At 64.3% G+C, this 16,643-nt stretch carries 17 protein-coding genes; 11 read left to right on the top strand and 6 right to left on the bottom strand.

Annotation, left to right across the window (positions count from 1 at the left end; genetic code table 11):
- Positions 1–2 precede the first annotated feature (2 nt).
- Positions 3–1,562, top strand: a complete 1,560-nt coding sequence (locus ABFX23_RS14690) for a carboxylesterase/lipase family protein (protein WP_346033744.1) — start codon at positions 3–5, stop codon at positions 1,560–1,562.
- Between the two features lie 41 nt (positions 1,563–1,603).
- Entirely contained in the window at positions 1,604–3,010 is a 1,407-nt protein-coding gene (locus ABFX23_RS14685) for an aldehyde dehydrogenase (protein WP_346033743.1), read from the top strand.
- Here the strand turns inward: ABFX23_RS14685 and ABFX23_RS14680 are convergent.
- Positions 3,007–3,882, bottom strand: coding sequence for a helix-turn-helix domain-containing protein (locus ABFX23_RS14680; protein ID WP_346033742.1), 876 nt, complete (start codon positions 3,880–3,882; stop codon positions 3,007–3,009). The two genes, ABFX23_RS14685 and ABFX23_RS14680, sit on opposite strands and share 4 nt — an antisense overlap.
- 88 nt (positions 3,883–3,970) lie before the next feature.
- On the opposite strand from ABFX23_RS14680, the gene pobA reads away from it, so the two are divergent.
- From pobA to ABFX23_RS14640, 8 genes are all read left to right on the top strand, one after another.
- Positions 3,971–5,143: a 4-hydroxybenzoate 3-monooxygenase gene (pobA, locus tag ABFX23_RS14675; RefSeq protein WP_346033741.1), complete on the top strand. Its 1,173-nt coding sequence runs from the start codon at positions 3,971–3,973 to the stop codon at positions 5,141–5,143.
- A 104-nt stretch (positions 5,144–5,247) separates the two neighbouring features.
- The gene (locus ABFX23_RS14670; RefSeq protein WP_346033740.1) at positions 5,248–6,747 is read left to right on the top strand and encodes a CoA-acylating methylmalonate-semialdehyde dehydrogenase; all 1,500 of its coding nucleotides are present in this window, start codon (positions 5,248–5,250) and stop codon (positions 6,745–6,747) included.
- A 5-nt stretch (positions 6,748–6,752) separates the two neighbouring features.
- The gene (locus ABFX23_RS14665) at positions 6,753–7,232 is read left to right on the top strand and encodes a hypothetical protein (protein WP_346033739.1); all 480 of its coding nucleotides are present in this window, start codon (positions 6,753–6,755) and stop codon (positions 7,230–7,232) included.
- Positions 7,233–7,248: 16 nt separating this feature from the next.
- Positions 7,249–8,034, top strand: a complete 786-nt coding sequence (locus ABFX23_RS14660) for an enoyl-CoA hydratase-related protein (protein WP_346033738.1) — start codon at positions 7,249–7,251, stop codon at positions 8,032–8,034.
- Position 8,035: 1 nt separating this feature from the next.
- Positions 8,036–8,908, top strand: a complete 873-nt coding sequence (gene mmsB / locus ABFX23_RS14655) for a 3-hydroxyisobutyrate dehydrogenase (protein ID WP_346033737.1) — start codon at positions 8,036–8,038, stop codon at positions 8,906–8,908.
- Between the two features lie 83 nt (positions 8,909–8,991).
- The gene (locus tag ABFX23_RS14650) at positions 8,992–9,366 is read left to right on the top strand and encodes a DUF6152 family protein (RefSeq protein WP_346033736.1); all 375 of its coding nucleotides are present in this window, start codon (positions 8,992–8,994) and stop codon (positions 9,364–9,366) included.
- 56 nt (positions 9,367–9,422) lie between these two features.
- On the top strand, positions 9,423–10,157 hold the full coding sequence (locus tag ABFX23_RS14645) for a hypothetical protein (protein ID WP_346033735.1): 735 nt from the start codon (positions 9,423–9,425) through the stop codon (positions 10,155–10,157).
- Positions 10,154–11,149: an SMP-30/gluconolactonase/LRE family protein gene (locus tag ABFX23_RS14640; protein ID WP_346033734.1), complete on the top strand. Its 996-nt coding sequence runs from the start codon at positions 10,154–10,156 to the stop codon at positions 11,147–11,149. The genes ABFX23_RS14645 and ABFX23_RS14640 overlap by 4 nt, the downstream gene beginning before the upstream one ends.
- Positions 11,150–11,156: 7 nt before the next feature.
- Here ABFX23_RS14640 and ABFX23_RS14635 read toward each other — a convergent pair whose 3' ends face one another.
- The 4 genes from ABFX23_RS14635 to ABFX23_RS14620 form a co-directional block, all read right to left on the bottom strand.
- A complete protein-coding gene (locus ABFX23_RS14635; RefSeq protein ID WP_346033733.1) occupies positions 11,157–12,278 on the bottom strand; it encodes a cobalamin-independent methionine synthase II family protein in 1,122 nt (373 codons plus the stop codon).
- Positions 12,275–13,297, bottom strand: coding sequence for a 5-methyltetrahydropteroyltriglutamate--homocysteine methyltransferase (locus ABFX23_RS14630; protein ID WP_346033732.1), 1,023 nt, complete (start codon positions 13,295–13,297; stop codon positions 12,275–12,277). The genes ABFX23_RS14635 and ABFX23_RS14630 overlap by 4 nt, the downstream gene beginning before the upstream one ends.
- Complete coding sequence (locus ABFX23_RS14625) at positions 13,297–13,842, bottom strand: VOC family protein (RefSeq protein WP_346033731.1); 546 nt, start codon at positions 13,840–13,842, stop codon at positions 13,297–13,299. Before ABFX23_RS14625 ends, ABFX23_RS14630 begins: the two co-directional genes overlap by 1 nt.
- A gap of 92 nt (positions 13,843–13,934) precedes the next feature.
- Positions 13,935–15,059: a CaiB/BaiF CoA transferase family protein gene (locus ABFX23_RS14620; protein WP_346033730.1), complete on the bottom strand. Its 1,125-nt coding sequence runs from the start codon at positions 15,057–15,059 to the stop codon at positions 13,935–13,937.
- Between the two features lie 82 nt (positions 15,060–15,141).
- Between ABFX23_RS14620 and ABFX23_RS14615 the strand changes: the two genes are divergently transcribed.
- Entirely contained in the window at positions 15,142–15,924 is a 783-nt protein-coding gene (locus ABFX23_RS14615; RefSeq protein ID WP_346033729.1) for a citryl-CoA lyase, read from the top strand.
- A 7-nt stretch (positions 15,925–15,931) separates the two neighbouring features.
- Here the strand turns inward: ABFX23_RS14615 and ABFX23_RS14610 are convergent, their stop codons facing one another.
- Complete coding sequence (locus ABFX23_RS14610) at positions 15,932–16,552, bottom strand: TetR/AcrR family transcriptional regulator (protein ID WP_346033728.1); 621 nt, start codon at positions 16,550–16,552, stop codon at positions 15,932–15,934.
- Positions 16,553–16,643 lie beyond the last annotated feature (91 nt).

Genomic DNA, 16,643 nt, shown 5'->3' with positions numbered 1-16,643 from the left:
CAATGATCAGGTCAGCATTTGCATTGACTTCTCTCATGATCGCCGCGCCCGCCGCCGCGCAGGTCGTGTCGCTCGACGTGGGGCAGGTGGAAGGCGAGACCGTGGACGGCATCTCGTCCTGGAAGGGCATTCCCTTCGCCCAGCCACCCGTAGGCGACCTTCGCTGGCGCGCACCGCAGCCGGTCGAGCCGTGGGAAGGCGTGCGCCAGGTGACGCAATACGCCAATGATTGCATGCAGATACCTTTCGCCGCCGACGCGGCCCCGCTGGGCACGCCGCCTGCGGAGGATTGCCTCTACGTCAACGTCTGGCGGCCCGAAGGCACTACTGCGGACGATCGCCTGCCGGTGATGTTCTGGATCTACGGCGGCGGCTTCGTGAACGGCGGTTCGTCGCCTGCTGTCTACGACGGGTCCGAACTGGCGCGGCAGGGTGTGATCCTCGTCAGCTTCAACTATCGCCTCGGCCGTTTCGGTTTCTTCGCGCACCCGGCGCTGACCGCGGCGAACGAGGATAATGGCCTGCTCGGCAACTATGGCTACATGGACCAGGTGGAGGCTCTGCGCTGGGTCCAGCGCAACATCGCAGCCTTCGGCGGCGATCCGAACAACGTGACGATTTTCGGTGAGAGCGCGGGCGGTGGTTCAGTCAGCATGATGATGGCCAGCCCCATGACGCGCGACCTGTTCGACAAGGCCGTCGTGATGTCGGGCGGCGGGCGTGCCGGTCTGCGCTCCACCACGCCGGTCCATTCGGACGATGGCCCGGATGGCGAGGACGCAGGGCTGGGCTTCGCCGAATGGGCAGGCGTCGAAGGAGAGGGGCCGGAAGCGCTGGCCGCGCTGCGCGCCTTGCCCGCCAATACCCTGGCAACGGGCGTGGGCCTTGGCCAGCAACCTGTCGCCCCGCACTCCGGACCGCTGATGGACGGCATGATCGTGCTCGAAGCGATCGACAAGACTTATGCCGAAGGCAATGCCGCTCCCGTGCCGTTCATGGCCGGGGCGAACACGGCGGATATCGGCTTCGGTCCGCCGCTGGAAGGCGATGTCATCGCCGCGCATTTCGGTCCGCTGGCGGATGATGCGCGGGAGGCCTACGCCAATATGGCGGACCTTCCCGCCGCCGCCCTGCGAACCGTCGTCTACGCCGACGAGATGATGGTCGAGCCTGCGCGTTTCATGGTCCAGTCCATGACGCGGGCTGGACAACCTGCGTGGCACTACCGCGCCGGCTACGTGCCGCAGGTGATGCGAGAGGAATGGTCCGCCGGACTGCCGCACGCAACCGAGATACCCTTCTTCTTCCGCACCATCGATGCGCGTTATCCGGATGAGACAACGCCCGAGGATCACGCCGCAACGGCAGCGATGAGCGCAGCCTTCGTCAACTTCGCGAAGACCGGCGATCCCAACGGCCCCGGAGCGCCCGCGTGGCCGATCTACGACGACGAGAGCCGCCCGGTTATGCTGTTCGGCATGGACGGCAATCGCGGCGGCGAAGACCCGTGGCGCGCACGGCTCGACGTGGCACAGGCCCATGCGGAACGCGCAAGCGACTGACAGTGTTGAATCAGCCGAGACTTTCCCACGCAAGAGGATGAATGATGAGCAAGTTTGAACGCCTGAACCCGATGACCGGCGAAGTCGCCTCCAGCGCGGAGGCCATGCAGCCCGGCGATATTCCCGCCATTGCCGAGAAGGCGCAGGCGGGGTTTGCGCAGTGGTCAAAGATGGGGCCTAACGCGCGGCGCAAGGTGCTGAACAAGGCGGCCGATGCGCTGGAGAGCAAGAAGGACGATTTCGTCGCTGCCATGATGGGCGAGATCGGCGCGACGGCGGGCTGGGCCATGTTCAACCTCGGCCTGGCGGCCGGCATGGTGCGCGAGGCTGCCGCCATCACCACGCAGATCCAGGGCGAGGTCATTCCCTCCGATCACGAGGGCACCGTTGCCATGGCGCTGCGTGAACCTGTTGGCGTGATGCTGGGCATCGCGCCGTGGAACGCGCCGATCATCCTTGGTGTGCGCGCCATTGCCGTGCCGCTCGCCTGCGGCAACGCGGTGATCCTGAAAGCGAGCGAGCAGTGCCCGCGCACCCACGCGCTGATCATCGAGGCGTTTGCCGAGGCAGGCTTCCCCGACGGCGTGGTGAACGTCGTCACCAACGCCCCCGAAGATGCCGCCGAAGTCGTCGGCGCGCTGATCGACGCGCCGCAGGTGAAGCGCATCAACTTCACCGGCTCCACCCAGGTCGGCAAGATCATCGCCAAGCGCGCTGCCGAACACCTGAAGCCCGTGCTGCTGGAACTGGGCGGCAAGGCGCCGATGGTGGTGCTGGAAGATGCCGACCTCGACGAGGCGGTGAAGGCGGCGGGCTTCGGTGCCTTCATGAACCAGGGCCAGATCTGCATGAGCACCGAGCGTATCATCGTGGTCGATGCCGTGGCCGACGAGTTCGCAGCGAAGTTCGCCGAGAAGGTGAAGTCGATGCCCGTGGGCGACCCCACCGAAGGCAAGACGCCGCTGGGGGCCGTGGTGGACACGAAGACCGTCGATCACTGCTACTCGCTGATCGAGGATGCCAAGGCCAAGGGCGCGGAGCTGCTGGTGGGCGGCGAGACGACGAAGAACGTGCTGATGCCCGCGCACCTTGTCGACAAGGTGACGCCGGACATGAAGCTGTTCCGCGACGAGAGCTTCGGCCCGGTCGTCGGCATCGCCCGCGCACGGGACGAGGCCCACGCCATCGAACTGGCGAACGACACGCAGTACGGCCTTTCCTCAGCCGTGTTCACGAAGGACACCGCGCGCGGCCTGAAGGTGGCGCGGCAGATCGAGGCGGGCATCTGCCACGTCAACGCCTCCACCGTGTCGGACGAGCCGCAGATGCCGTTCGGCGGCATGAAGGCATCGGGCTACGGCCGCTTCGGTGGCAAGGCCGGGATCGACGCTTTCACCGAACTGCGCTGGATCACTTTCGAGACCGAACCGGGGCATTACCCGATTTAATTCTGGCCCATCTGAGGGTTACTGATTTGCCGGCGCTCCGCACTGGGGCGCCGGCCGGTCATCCGCAGGTAGAAGCGCGAGAAATAGGACGGGTCCTCGAAGCCGAGAGCATCGGCAACCTGCGCCACGTTGGCATTGGTGAAATTGAGTAGCCGCCGCGCTTCGCTGGCAAGGCGACGGTTGACGTATTCGAGTGGCGACAGTTCGAGTGTCTCCCGCGTCGCGCGGGCAAGCGTGCGCGGTGTGCAGCCCAGTCCGCACGCGTAGGTCTGCACCGTCCAGTGTTCGTGGCAGTGCCTTTCCACCAGCGCAATGAACCTGTCGCAAAGGCTAGCCTCCTCGCCGGTAACGTCACGCGCAGTCACGACGAGCCGCAGCCATGCCTCGGCGAGATTGGCGCGCAGGGCAGTGCGATTGGCGTCGGCCGCGATGACTTCGCAAGAAAGCAACTGCACGGCGAGACCTGCAAGGCGTTCGGCCGCGTCGGCTGTCGGCAGCACCACCTGCGCTTCGTTCATCACCCTGTGCAGCGGATCGCCTGCACCAAGCAGGCCGAGAAAAGCCTTTCGCCCTGTCATTACCAATCCGTCCGCCCGGTCAGAAAAGCGGAAGCCGTGCGTACGTCCGGCGGGCACGATCACCAGCGCGGGCGCCTCGACACTGCTGGCGGTCCGGTCCAGCACAATTTCCGCCATTCCTTCCTTGAGGAAAAGCACCTGAAACAATGCAGGGTGTCGGTGGCTGGCTATCTCCCAATGATAGCCCGCACTGCGCGCCTCGATCGTTTCCCAGTGGAAGTATTCGGGTAATTGCTCCCCTACATCCTCGCCGAACAGGCTGAAGACGGGGATGGAGCGAGCCGGCTGCGTCATGTCTCAAATATACCAGTCGAACGCGGGTCTGTCCCTTTAAAAATTCGCCCGGCGCGGCACTTTCGGGCAAAAATCGGGAGAGACGTTCGTGAAGACCCAGGTTTGTATCATCGGTGCCGGTCCTGCTGGCCTGCTGCTTGGCCATTTGCTGCGCGCCGAGGGCGTGGACTGCGTGGTACTGGAGCGGCGGTCTCCCGACTACGTGCTCAGCCGCATTCGTGCAGGCGTGCTGGAGAACATCACCGTTTCGCTGATGGAGCGGCTGGGGCTGGACCAGCGACTGAAGGCGGAGGGACTGCCGCACGATGGCTTCAACCTTGCCGATGGGGAGCGGCTGATCCGCATCGACATCGCAGAGCTCACCGGCGGGCAGCAGGTGGTGGTCTACGGCCAGACCGAACTGACCCGCGACCTGATGGACGCGCGCGAGGAGCGCGGGCTGGAAGTCATCTACGAGGCAGAGGAAACCGTGCTGTTCGACGTCGAAAGCGATGCGCCCTACGTCCCCTACACCAGGGACGGCACGCAGCACCGCGTCGATTGCCGCTTCATCGTCGGCTGCGACGGTTTCCACGGACCGAGCCGCAAGGCTATCCCCGCCTCGGTCGGCATGGAATACCAACGGGAATACCCGTTCGGCTGGCTGGGCATTCTCGCCGACGTGCCGCCATGCAATCACGAGCTGATCTACGCCAATCACGAGCGCGGCTTCGCGCTTGCCTCCATGCGAAGCGAGACGCGCAGCCGCTACTACGTCGACGTGCCGCTTACCGACAAGGTGGAGGAATGGAGCGACGAACGGCTGTGGGACGAACTCGCCATCCGCCTCGGCCCCGAAGCGGCGGCGAACATCACGCGCGGCCCGGCACTGGAGAAGAGCATCGCGCCGCTACGCAGCTTCGTCTTCGCGCCGATGCGCCATGGCTCGCTGCTCTTGTGCGGCGATAGCGCCCATATCGTGCCGCCGACAGGGGCGAAGGGCCTGAACCTTGCAGCCAGCGACGTGCACTACGCGGCAGAGGCTTTGACCGGGTTCTTCAACAAGTCGGACAACGATGCGATCGCCGCCTATTCCGACACCGCGCTGGCCCGCGTCTGGAAGAGCGAGCGGTTCAGCTGGTCGCTCACCAAGCTGATGCACCGCTTTCCCGAGGACGGCCCTTTCGAGCGGGCGATGCAGCAGGCCGAACTGGACTACATCGCCAGCAGCCGCGCCGCGCAGACCAGCATTGCGGAGAACTACGTCGGACTGCCGGTCTAAGTCGCCGCTTCGGCAAGTGAGAAGGTTGCGAGTGAAACTTTTTCGTTGTGTGCAACTTTTCGATCTGACATGCGCTTCATTCCTGACAGGAACGGAGAGAACGGATGCGCCAGGTCGATCATTTCATAGCCGGGAAAGCCCATGCCACTGATGGCGGGCGGGTGCACGATATCTGGAACCCCTCGACGGGCGAAGTGCAAGCGCAGGTCGCATTGGGCGATGCCGCGCTGCTCGATCGTGCAATAGCCGAGGCGAAGAAGGTGCAGCCCGAATGGGCCGCCACCAATCCGCAGCGCCGTGCCCGCGTGATGTTCGAATTCAAGCGGCTTGTGGAAGAGCACAAGCAAGAACTGGCAGAACTCCTCTCCAGCGAACACGGCAAGGTCGTGGACGACGCGCACGGCGACGTGCAGCGCGGGCTGGAAGTGATCGAGTTCGCCTGCGGCATCCCGCAGGCGTTGAAGGGCGAATACACCAATGGTGCAGGCCCCGGCATCGACGTCTATTCCATGCGCCAGCCGCTCGGTATCGGCGCGGGCATCACGCCGTTCAACTTCCCGGCCATGATCCCGATGTGGATGTTCGGCATGGCGATCGCGGCGGGCAATGCCTTCATCCTGAAGCCCAGCGAGCGCGACCCTAGTGTGCCGGTGCGGCTTGCCGAACTGTTCGTGGAAGCCGGCGCGCCCGCCGGGCTGCTGCAAGTCGTCCACGGCGACAAGGAAATGGTGGACGCCATCCTCGACCACGAGGATATCGCGGCGGTCAGCTTCGTCGGCTCCAGCGATATCGCCCACTACGTCTACAACCGCGGCGTTGCCGCCGGCAAGCGCGTGCAGGCAATGGGCGGCGCGAAGAACCACGGCATCGTGATGCCTGACGCTGATCTCGACCAGGTGGTGAACGACCTATCAGGCGCGGCCTTCGGTTCTGCCGGGGAACGCTGCATGGCGCTGCCGGTGGTTGTGCCGGTGGGCGAGCAGACGGCCGAGCGCCTGAAGGAAAAGCTGATCCCCGCGATCAACGCCCTGCGCGTCGGCGTGTCGAACGATCCCGAAGCGCACTATGGTCCGGTCGTCACGCCCGAGCACAAGGCGCGGATCGAGAAGTGGATCGATACCGCAGAGGCCGAGGGCAGCGAAGTGGTGATCGACGGGCGCGGGTTTTCGCTGCAGGGCCACGAGAACGGCTTCTTCGTCGGCCCGACGCTGCTCGATCGCGTCACGCCCGATATGGAAAGCTACAAGGAAGAGATCTTCGGCCCCGTCCTGCAGATCGTGCGCGCCGACGATTTCGAGCACGCGCTCAAACTGCCGAGCGAGCACCAGTACGGCAATGGCGTTGCCATCTTCACCCGCAATGGCCACGCCGCGCGCGAATTCGCGCACCGGGTCAACGTGGGCATGGTGGGTATCAACGTGCCGATCCCCGTACCGGTAAGCTACCACAGCTTCGGCGGCTGGAAGCGCAGCGGCTTCGGCGATGCGGACCAGTACGGCATGGAAGGCCTGCGGTTCTGGACCAAGGCCAAGAAAGTCACCCAGCGCTGGCCCGATGGTGGCGGCGACGGTAGCAACGCCTTCGTCATTCCGACGATGGGGTAATACCGATGCGTGCGAAGCTGGCTCTTCCCGTGATGGTCCTGGCGCTTGCCGCCTGCGGCTCGCAGGACGATACGGCAGAAGCACCGCCCGAAGCCGATCGGACGGCAATACCGGTGGAGCCCGACGGCGGCATCGGTGATGGTGCGGAGCCGTTGGCGCAAGTTCGCGACGCCGCGCAGGTCGATGGCATCCCGGCACGCTTTCGCGGTGTGTGGGACTACGTCGATGGCAGCTGCGACCCTGCATCGGACTTGCGGGTAGAGATTTCCGCCGACCGCGTGATCTTCTACGAATCCGTCGGAGAGGTGGAGAACGTTACCGATGGGCCAGACGGCACGGAAGTCGAACTCGCGATGGAAGGTGAGGGCCAGACCTGGGACAGCCGCTTCCGTCTCAGCCTGCAAGGCAATCCGGAGCGACTGGTGATGCAGAATATAGAGTACCCTGCCGACCCGACGAACATTCGCAAACGCTGCGCATCCTGAACAGGAGACGAAAACAATGAGCACTTTCGAAAACATCCTCGTCGAGCAACGCGGCGCCGTGACGCTGGTGACGCTGAACCGCCCCAAGGCGTTGAACGCGCTCAACAGCGACGTGCTGCGTGAACTGGGCGAGGCCTTTGCCGCCTACGATGCCGACAAAAGCCAGCGCTGCATGGTGCTGACGGGTTCGGGCGACAAGGCCTTTGCCGCAGGCGCCGACATCAAGGAAATGGTCGAGAAAGAAGCGGTGGACTTCTACCTCGAGGATTTCTTCTCCGGCTGGCAGAGCAAGGTGGTGAAAGGCACGCGCAAACCATGGATCGCCGCCGTGAACGGCTTTGCGCTGGGCGGCGGGTGCGAACTGGCGATGATGGCCGATTTCATTCTCGCAAGCGACAAGGCGAAATTCGGCCAGCCCGAGATCAACCTCGGCGTTGCGCCTGGCATGGGCGGATCGCAGCGCCTCACCCGCGCGGTCGGCAAGTCCAAGGCAATGGAAATGTGCCTGACGGGCCGCATGATGGATGCGGAGGAAGCAGAGCGGGCCGGACTGGTGGCCCGCGTGGTGCCGCATGACGAATTGCTGACCGACGCCATGAAAACGGCGGAGACGATTGCCTCCAAGCCGCCGATGGCCGCGATCGCGAACAAGGAAATGGTCAACGCCGCGTTCGAGACAACGCTGGAGCACGGCCTCGCCCACGAACGCCGCCTGTTCCAGATCCTCACCGCCAGCGAGGACAAGGTGGAGGGTATGCAGGCCTTCGTCGAGAAACGCGACGGCGAGTGGAAGGGGCGGTGACATGAAAATCGCATTCATCGGTCTTGGCAACATGGGCGGCGGCATGGCCGCGAACCTCGTGAAAGCCGGACATGCCGTTCGCGCATTCGATCTCAGCGAACAGGCGCTGGCCGCCGCGAAGGAGCATGGCTGCGAGACCTTCACTTCCGCTTCCGAAGCCTGCGAGGGCGTGGATGCGGTGGTCTCCATGCTGCCGAACGGCGAGATCGTGAAATCGGTCTACACCAGCGACGTGATCGGCAAGGCGCCTGTGGGCGCGGTGTTCCTCGATTGCTCTACCATTGACGTGGCGACCGCCCGCGAAGTGGCCGAGGCTGCCGAGGCTGCGGGCTATGCCATGGTCGATGCGCCGGTTTCCGGCGGGATCGCGGCGGCAGAGGCGGGCACGCTCACCTTCATGGTCGGCGGCAGCGATGAAGCTTTTGCAAAGGCCAAGCCGGTGCTGGAAGGCATGGGCAAGGCGGTGATCCATGCAGGGCAGGCCGGCAACGGACAGGCCGCCAAGATCTGCAACAACATGCTGCTGGCGGTACAGATGATCGGCACCTGCGAGGCATTTGCCATGGCGCAGAAGCTGGGGCTGGACCCGCAGACCTTCTACGATATCTCCAGCGTCTCCTCCGGCCAGTGCTGGTCCATGACCAGCTATTGCCCGGTGCCGGGCGTGGGGCCGAAGTCGCCTGCCGACAACGATTACCAGGGCGGCTTTGCCACGGGCCTGATGCTGAAGGATCTGAAGCTGGCGATGGCCGCGGCGGAGACCGCCGGTGTCGACTCGAAGATGGGCCGCCGCGCGCGCGAACTTTACGAAGAGTTCGATGCCGAAGGCAACGGTGGACGCGACTTTTCCTCCATCATCCAGACGCTGAAATAGGGCCTTCGCAAAGGGCCGTGACCTGCGGCGAATGTGGTGGCATGATCCCTTCCAAACAGAGAATACTGTTTGGGAGAAGGACTATGCGTATCGCCCTGGCCGCCGCGGCGGCCATGCTGTTGCCATTGGGCGCGGGAACCGTTGCCGCACATCATTCCATGTCGATGTTCGACAGCTCTCGCGAAGTGAGCGTGAGCGGCACTGTCACGCAGTTCCAGTGGTCCAACCCGCACGCCTACATCCAAATGACTTCCACTGACGGGCAGGGCCGCGAGGTGGAATGGAGCATGGAAATGGGCTCCCCCATGTATCTCTACGCCCGCGGCTGGCGCCCGCGCACCTTGCGGCCCGGCACCGAGATCGTCGCGCGGATCTATCCGCTGCGCAGCGGCAGGCCCGGCGGCGTGGTGCTGGACGTGACCGATGCCGAGGGCAATCCCATCGGGACGAACCAGTAATGCGGGCTCTTGCGGCGGCAATCGCCTGCGGTCTCACGCTGTTGGCAACACCCTCGTTGGCGGACAATCATCAGGTCGAGGAAAGCCGCGTCGAACAATTCGCTCAACTTCCCCACTGGCCCGGATACTGGGTGAGCGAGCAGCAGGCGGGCACCACCATCGGCGGCATCGCGCCTTCCGTCCTCGAAGCGCGGGAAACGGGCGAAATGCCCGAGAACTTCATGAACCTGCGCGCTGCCAACGCCGCGTGGAACGAGGAGGGGCGGCGTCGTCTCGAGGAGGCCCGCCGGGTCAATGCCGGACGCAAGGCGACGGGTTGGGGTTTCCCGATGATGATGGACGCGGCAACGCCGATCCAGTTCACGATCACGCCTGAGGAAGTGCTGATCGTGAACGCCTACAGCGAAGTGCGCTTCATCTACACCGACCGCGAAATGCCCGACGAGTTCGACCTGTGGCCGACGGTGCGGGGGACCTCTGTGGGGCACTGGGAAGGCGACACGCTCGTGATCGAGACGATCATGGTCAAAAGCCCCATCGAATATTTCCACGGCGCGCCGCCGTTCTCGGAAGAGGCGCGTTATGTCGAACGGATTCGCATGGAGGGAGACCGGCTGGTGTCCGATGTCACCATCACTGACCCGGTGACGCTCGACGAGCCATATCGCACGCAGGTCAGCTGGGTTCGCGACGAGGGTTTCGATCGCATGATCGAGATCGACTGGGACAACGACCGGACCGGCGTCGATGAAAACGGCGTCAACACCATCGAGATGGAGGTGGTGGAATGATCCGGGCTTCGCTCGCCCTCGCAGGGGCCCTTGCCGCCCTTTCCCTGTCCCTCCCTCTCGCCGCGCAGGAATCGCCATTGCCGGGCGAGAATGCCGTGCAGATCGAGGCTATAGCTGGGGTGGTTGCGGCAGGGGCCGAATGGGAAACTGCGTGGTCCGGCCCGATGACAGCGGACGGCATGACCACCGCGCCCGATGGTCGCCTGCTGTTCGCGCAGGAGCAGAGCAACGCGATCTGGGCGCTGTGGCCGGACGATCGCGCCTTCGTGGAAGTGCCCTATGTGCTGGGTGCCGGAGCGGCCTCCTTCGCCGTCGACGGAAGCCTGTTGGCGGTGGAGCGGGGCTGCACGGACCCTGGCCTGAATGGCCTGGAATGCAGCCAGCCCAGCGCGCTGGTGCAACTGCTCCCCGAACGCCGCGTGATCGCCGATGCGATGCCCGATGGCAGTTCGCTCGGTCGTCTCAACGATGTTCTGGCCGATGGCCGGGGTGGGGCCTGGGTCACGCAATCGGCGCTGTGGCATATCGCCGCAGATGGCTCGGTTACGAAGGTCTACGAGCCCGAGGCATTCACCAATGGCCTCGCCACAAGCCCTGACAATTCAACGCTTTATGTCACGGACATGCGAACGGTTCACGCTTTCGATCTGGACAGCGAAGGCACTGCCTCGAACGCCCGTGTCTTCGCCTCGCTGGACGAAGACAGCGAAGGCTTCGGCGGCGATGGCATGACGGTGGACAGCGAGGGCAGGCTCTATGTCACCGGCGATGCGGGCGTCTACGTCTTCGCGGGCGATGGCGGGAAGCTGGGCGTGATCCCCGTGCCGCGCCGTTCCATCACGCTGGCCTTTGCCGGGCCTGACCGCGGCACGCTTTATGTTGGCGCGATGGGCGCGGCGACGCCCGACGGTGAGGCGTGGGAAACGCCTGAAGGCGTTCGCAACGTCGCGATGACCATCTACAAGCTGGACACGCTGTCCAGAGGCATGTGAGCCGCCGCTACCAGTACTTATCGCTGGCGATCGCGGCGCCTTCGGCAAGTGCTGCCAGCTTCGCCCAGACGATCTCCGGATCGAGGCTGTTGCTGCCGGCGTGGACCGAGAACCCACAGTCGACGCCTGCCATCACTCGCTCACGGCCAAGCAGGTCGGCATAGCGGCCGATTCGCTGGGCGATCAGTTCGGGATGTTCGATGTAGGGGCTTTGCGGTTCGATCATGCCAGGGCACAGCACCTTGCCTTCGGGTAACGGGTGTTCCTCGAAATAGGCGAATTCGTGAGCGTGGCGCGGATTTGCCCCTTCCAGCAGAACGGTCTGCGGCTTGGCCTGCCAGACGATGTCGGCGATCAACGCAAGGTCCACGTCGCAGTGGTGCGGACCGGGGTAGTTGCCCCAGCACAGGTGCATCCGGCACTGGTCTGCCGGGATGTTCTGCAGCGCATGGTTCAGTGCAGCGACGTTCATGCCGATGCGGTTGCGGAATTCCCCGTCCGACAAGGCGGTGAATTGCACGTGACGGCCCATGGCGAGATCGGGACAGTCGACCTGCAGGGTGATCCCGGCAGCGGCAACAGTCTCATATTCGTGGCGCAACCCTTCGGCGAGGGCGAAGACGTACTCCTCGTCGCTGGAATAGTACTGGTTCGGGAAGAACAGCGCGGTTACGCCGGGCGAAGCGGCGGACATGAAAGTGGCGTGACCATCGGCCATGCGCACGAGCCTTTCCGCATCAATGCGCGGCGCATCCATGTCGATCACTTCGATCGGCGCGGTGCAGGCAGGGGCGGACCGCTTGGCGCGTCCCTTGTTTCCGAAGACCTGCGCCTTGGCACCGGGAAAATCTTCGAGGTCCTGGAATTCGTATTGTCCCGTTTCGCCGCCGAAACCGGACAGGCGGTGCTTGATGTAGGTGGCGTAGCTGGGCTTCGACATTTCGCCGTCGCCCACCACATCGATGCCCGCCTGTTTCTGCCGGGCGACCACTTCGGCGGTGGCGCGCTCCACGGCATCGTCCAGCGCCGCTTGATCGACATGTTCGCCGCTCTCGCGGGCAAACATCAGGTCGAGCAGGTAATCCGGGCGCGGCAGGCTGCCGGTGTGCGTCGTGACGAAGCGGCTCACGAAAGCTCCTCACGCACGATACGGGCACCGTCCGCCATGGCCTTCATCTTGGCGAAGGCGACATTGCGGGGCAGATACTTGAGGCCGCAGTCAGGCGCCACGATCACGCGGCTTGCATTCACGTGCGGCAAGGCCTTGCGGATACGCTGCGCGACCACTTCGGGAATTTCCACTTCGTGCGTGGAGAGATCCAGCACGCCAAGGATGATGGTCTTGTCCGGCAGGCTTTCCAGCACGACGCAATCGAGGTTCTGCTGCGCCGTCTCGATGCTGACCTGATCGAGTGCGGTTCCTGCCAGTTCGGGCAGGAAGGAATAGCCCTCGGGCCGTTCGTGGATCAGCGCGGCATAGCCGAAGCAGATGTGCAGCGCGGTTGTGCCTTCGACGCCCTCCAGCGCGCGGGCCAGCGCCTTCAGGCCATAGGCGCGCGCTGCATCGGGGCGCGCCTGCATGTAGGGTTCGTCCAGTTGCACCACGTCGGCTCCGGCGGCATGCAGGTCCTTGATCTCCTCGTTCACGGCAGCGGCATAGGCGAGGGCGAGTGCCTCGGGATCGCGGTAGTGATCGTCCTGGGCCTGCTGGCTCATGGTGAAAGGGCCGGGGACTGTGATCTTGATCGGCTTTTCGGTGAAGCGGCGCATGAACTTCACGTCGTCCACCTGCACCGGGTGCTTGCGGCTGATGTCGCCCATCACGCGCGGCACCGGCACCGGCTCCCCGCTGCGATCGAGTGCGGTGCCGTGGTTTTGCATGTCGATGCCCTTGAGCGCTGTAGCGAAGCGATTGGAATAGCTTTCGCGCCGCATCTCGCCGTCGGTGATGATGTCCAGCCCGGCGGCCTCCTGCTCGCGAATGGCGACGATGGTGGCATCGTCCCAGGCCTGCTGGAGCAGGTCCGGCTCCACCTTCCAGAGCTCCATCGCGCGGGTGCGGGGCGGGAAGCGACCGGCCAGCTTCGCGCGGTCGATAAGCCAGTCGGGCTGCGAATAGGAGCCGACCAGCGATGTGGGAAGCAGCATCAGGCTGCGGCCTCGTCGTGGCGGAAATTGTTATTGTTGCTGTGATCGCCCGAGAGCCAGCGTTCCAGCTCGGCGTGGGCTTTCGCCTTGCGCTCCTCGGCACCATCGGCGGCGCGCGGATCGTCGCGGCAAAATTCCACGATCATGCCGTTGGGATCCTCGACATAGACGCTGCGGCAATAGCCGTGCTCCAGCGCATAGGTCTTTGGCGGTTCGATTCCTGCCTTGGCGATACGTTCCTCAATCTCGGCCTGGGTTTCGTCATCCACTTTCAGCGCGATGTGGCGGAAGGGGGACGGGGCGAGTTCAGGGCCGAACTCCGCCTGGTCTTCCGGATCGGCAAAAGAGAAGAACGCCAGCGAGCTGCCGTCGGCCAGATCGAAGAACAGGTGGCAGTAGGTGCGGTCCTTGCCGAACAGGTGATCGATCTCGGTCCAGCAGGCCGATAGCGGCAGGCCGATCACGTCCTCGTAAAAGGCGCGCGTGGCCTCCAGGTCGGCGGTGACATAGGCGGTGTGGTGCAGGCGGCTTGGCAGTTTCCCCATCGATACTCTCCCGTGATGGCCGACTCTCGCGGCTCTTGTTCTCGGACTTTATCAAACAGAGCGGCGGGCGCAAATGCGCGCGGGCGACCTTGCTATCGGCCGAGGATTTCCTTGTTATGCTGGCCCAGTTCCGGCGGCGGGCTGACGGCGTCCTCGATCTCGCCATCGAACCGGATGGGGTTGCGGATGGTGCGGAACGTCCCGCGCTCCCCTTCGCCTTCGATTACCAACCTGTGATGCTGCGCCAGTTCGCCTTCCACCACCTGCTTCGAGGTATAGACAGCGGAGTGCGGGACTTCGAGCGTGCTCAGCCGCTCCTCCCAGTAGGCGCGCGGCTTCGTGGCGAAGATCGGGGCGAGGAAATTGACCACCTTCTCGTAATTCTCGATGCGGGCGGGGCGGCTTTCGAACTCGGGGCGCTGAAGCATGTCAGGCTGGTCGACCGCGATGGCGAGGTTCTCCCAGAACTTGGGCGGGCTCGACATGTGCAGCGCGATCCATCCGCCGTCCTCGCACTGGAAGACGTAGCTTTGCGAAACGTGCGGGCGGCTCCACGGTCCCATCACTTCATCGACGCTGAGGTAGTGGGTAAAATCGTCGAGATTGAAATGCGCCATGGCCTCGAACATCGAGGTTTCCACCCGGCGCCCCTTGCCGGTGCTCTCGCGCTCATAAAGGGCGGCGAGGATGCCGTAGGCGGTGTAGAAGCCCGTCACCGCGTCGCCGATGGCAGGGCCTACGACGCGCGGATTGCCGGGGTTCACCAGCAGCCGCAGGAAGCCGCTCGCCGCCTGGCTGACGGTGTCGAAAGCGGGGCGATCCTTCCACGGCCCCTCGTTCCCGAAACCGGATATGTCGGCATAGACGAGGCGAGGGTTGATTCCCTGCAAACGCTCGGCCCCCACATGCAGGCGCTCGGCCACCCCGGGGCGGAAGTTCTGGATGAAGACGTCGGCGGTCTTCACCAGTTCGTCCAGCGCATCGAGGTCTTCCGGGTTCGCCTTCGTGTTGAGCTCGATCGACTTCTTGTTGCGGTTGTAGGTCTGGTAATGCGGCGAATAGAGATCGCCCTTGAAGGCGCGGAAGGGGTCGCCCGTTTCGGGCATTTCAACCTTGATGACTTCCGCCCCAAGATCCGCCAGCAACATGCCCGCCGCAGGGCCGGTGATGAACGTGCCCATGTCGAGCACGCGAATGCCTTCAAGCGGTCTGGCCAATCTGTCTCTCCCTTGCCTCTGCGGCCTATCGCTATAGGCAGGTGGCAAGCGCCGCAACTGGATAGAATCAAGGAGAGGGACTTTGCGCACCAGCAAGCAGGACACAGGATACTCGGCCATCTGCACTTCGGATGCCGACTCCATCACCGTGCGCGGGCGGGACCTTTGCGAGGACCTGATGGGAAAGGTCGACTTCTCCAGCTACTTCTGGCTGCTGGTGACGGGGCAAGAGCCGGACGAGAACCAGAGCTTTTTCCTCAACGCCACGCTGGTGGCATTGGCGGAGCACGGCATGGTGCCTTCGGTCGTCGCCGCGCGCATGACGCTGGCTGCCGCGCCGGAAGCGGTGCAGGGCGCGGTGGCCGCGGGCATCCTCGGCTGCGGTTCCGTCGCACTCGGCAGCGCGGAAATCGCGGGGCGGTTCTATGCCGAATGCGTGGAGGATCAGCGCGCCACGGGCGATCCGGTGGCAGACGTTGCGGTGCGCAACATCCATCGCTGGCGGGAGCACACCAAGGCCGTGCCGGGCTTCGGTCACTGGCAGCATGTCGAGGGCGATCCGCGCGCGCTCAAATTGCTGGAACTGGCCGACGAGCGCGGGGCCAGCGGAGAGCATGTCGCCATGATGCGCGCAATCCAGGCCGCCTTGCCGGAAACCATCGGCCGCGAACTGGCGGTGAACGTCAACGGCCCGATCCCTGCCATCCTGCTGGATATCGGATGGCCGCTCGCGGCGCTGAAGGGCATCGGCCTGTTGTCGCGCACCGGCAGTCTGATCGGCCACCTGACCGAAGAGGCCGAGCGGCCCGTGGGTTTCATCATGAGCGGGGCAGCCTCCGCCGCCATCGAATACGACGGGGACTGATCGCGCTCTACCGGCTGGCTATTCCGTCGCGAAGCATGGCGTTGGCGATATCGGCGATCCGGTCCGGTTCGTTGCCTTCGCCCCAGACGGAGTAGCGAAGGCCGAGGAACACGTTCATGCCCATGATTGCCCAGGCGTGGGCCTCGTCCATTCCGGGTGCAAATTCGCCTGCGGCTTCGCCTTTTTGCAACCGTTCGAGTATGCGCTTGGCCGTGGTTTCGTAGTGCTCGCGGAAACTGGCGGGATCGACGAATTCCGCCTCGTCGATGATGCGGTAGATTTCCCTGTTGTCGCGTGCGAACTCAAGGAATGCGCGCAGTGCGGCGCGTTCGATGTCAAATCCGGCGAGGTCCGGCGTCACGGCCTTGCCCGCCTGCGCAGCGACCTGTCCGCTCATGTCCTTCACCAGCGCGCGGAAGATTTCGTCCTTGCTGTCGAAATAGGTGTAGAAGCTTCCCAGCGCGGTTCCGGCGCGGCGGGTGATGCCGCTGATGGACGCCTCGTGGAAACCCTTCTCGCCAAATTCCTTGGCCGCCGCGTCCAGCAGCTTGCGCAGCGTCTGCCGCCCGCGTTCGGTGCGTGGAACCTTGGGTTCGCTATCGGGTGAGCGGGACTGCGATGTTGCCATTTTGCAATGGCTAACCCCTTTCCCGAGGAAGCGCAAAAACTAAAAGTTGAAAGGTGGTTCATGTTTCAATATCAGGATCGCCGATAAGAAT

The sequence above is a fragment of the Erythrobacter westpacificensis genome, assembly GCF_039542285.1.
In the GTDB taxonomy this organism is placed as follows: domain Bacteria; phylum Pseudomonadota; class Alphaproteobacteria; order Sphingomonadales; family Sphingomonadaceae; genus Alteraurantiacibacter; species Alteraurantiacibacter westpacificensis.
The sequence above is the reverse complement of the archived record's forward strand: the minus strand, read 5'-3'. Positions and strand labels throughout refer to the sequence as shown.

Coding starts and splice junctions, on each gene's coding strand:
- ABFX23_RS14690 (WP_346033744.1), top strand. CDS start 3: ATGATCAGGTCAGCATTTGCATTGACTTCTCTCATGATCGCCGCGCCC.
- ABFX23_RS14685 (WP_346033743.1), top strand. CDS start 1,604: ATGATGAGCAAGTTTGAACGCCTGAACCCGATGACCGGCGAAGTCGCC.
- ABFX23_RS14680 (WP_346033742.1), bottom strand. CDS start 3,882: ATGACGCAGCCGGCTCGCTCCATCCCCGTCTTCAGCCTGTTCGGCGAG.
- ABFX23_RS14670 (WP_346033740.1), top strand. CDS start 5,248: ATGCGCCAGGTCGATCATTTCATAGCCGGGAAAGCCCATGCCACTGAT.
- ABFX23_RS14665 (WP_346033739.1), top strand. CDS start 6,753: ATGCGTGCGAAGCTGGCTCTTCCCGTGATGGTCCTGGCGCTTGCCGCC.
- ABFX23_RS14660 (WP_346033738.1), top strand. CDS start 7,249: ATGAGCACTTTCGAAAACATCCTCGTCGAGCAACGCGGCGCCGTGACG.
- mmsB (WP_346033737.1), top strand. CDS start 8,036: ATGAAAATCGCATTCATCGGTCTTGGCAACATGGGCGGCGGCATGGCC.
- ABFX23_RS14650 (WP_346033736.1), top strand. CDS start 8,992: ATGCGTATCGCCCTGGCCGCCGCGGCGGCCATGCTGTTGCCATTGGGC.
- ABFX23_RS14640 (WP_346033734.1), top strand. CDS start 10,154: ATGATCCGGGCTTCGCTCGCCCTCGCAGGGGCCCTTGCCGCCCTTTCC.
- ABFX23_RS14630 (WP_346033732.1), bottom strand. CDS start 13,297: ATGCTGCTTCCCACATCGCTGGTCGGCTCCTATTCGCAGCCCGACTGG.
- ABFX23_RS14625 (WP_346033731.1), bottom strand. CDS start 13,842: ATGGGGAAACTGCCAAGCCGCCTGCACCACACCGCCTATGTCACCGCC.
- ABFX23_RS14610 (WP_346033728.1), bottom strand. CDS start 16,552: ATGGCAACATCGCAGTCCCGCTCACCCGATAGCGAACCCAAGGTTCCA.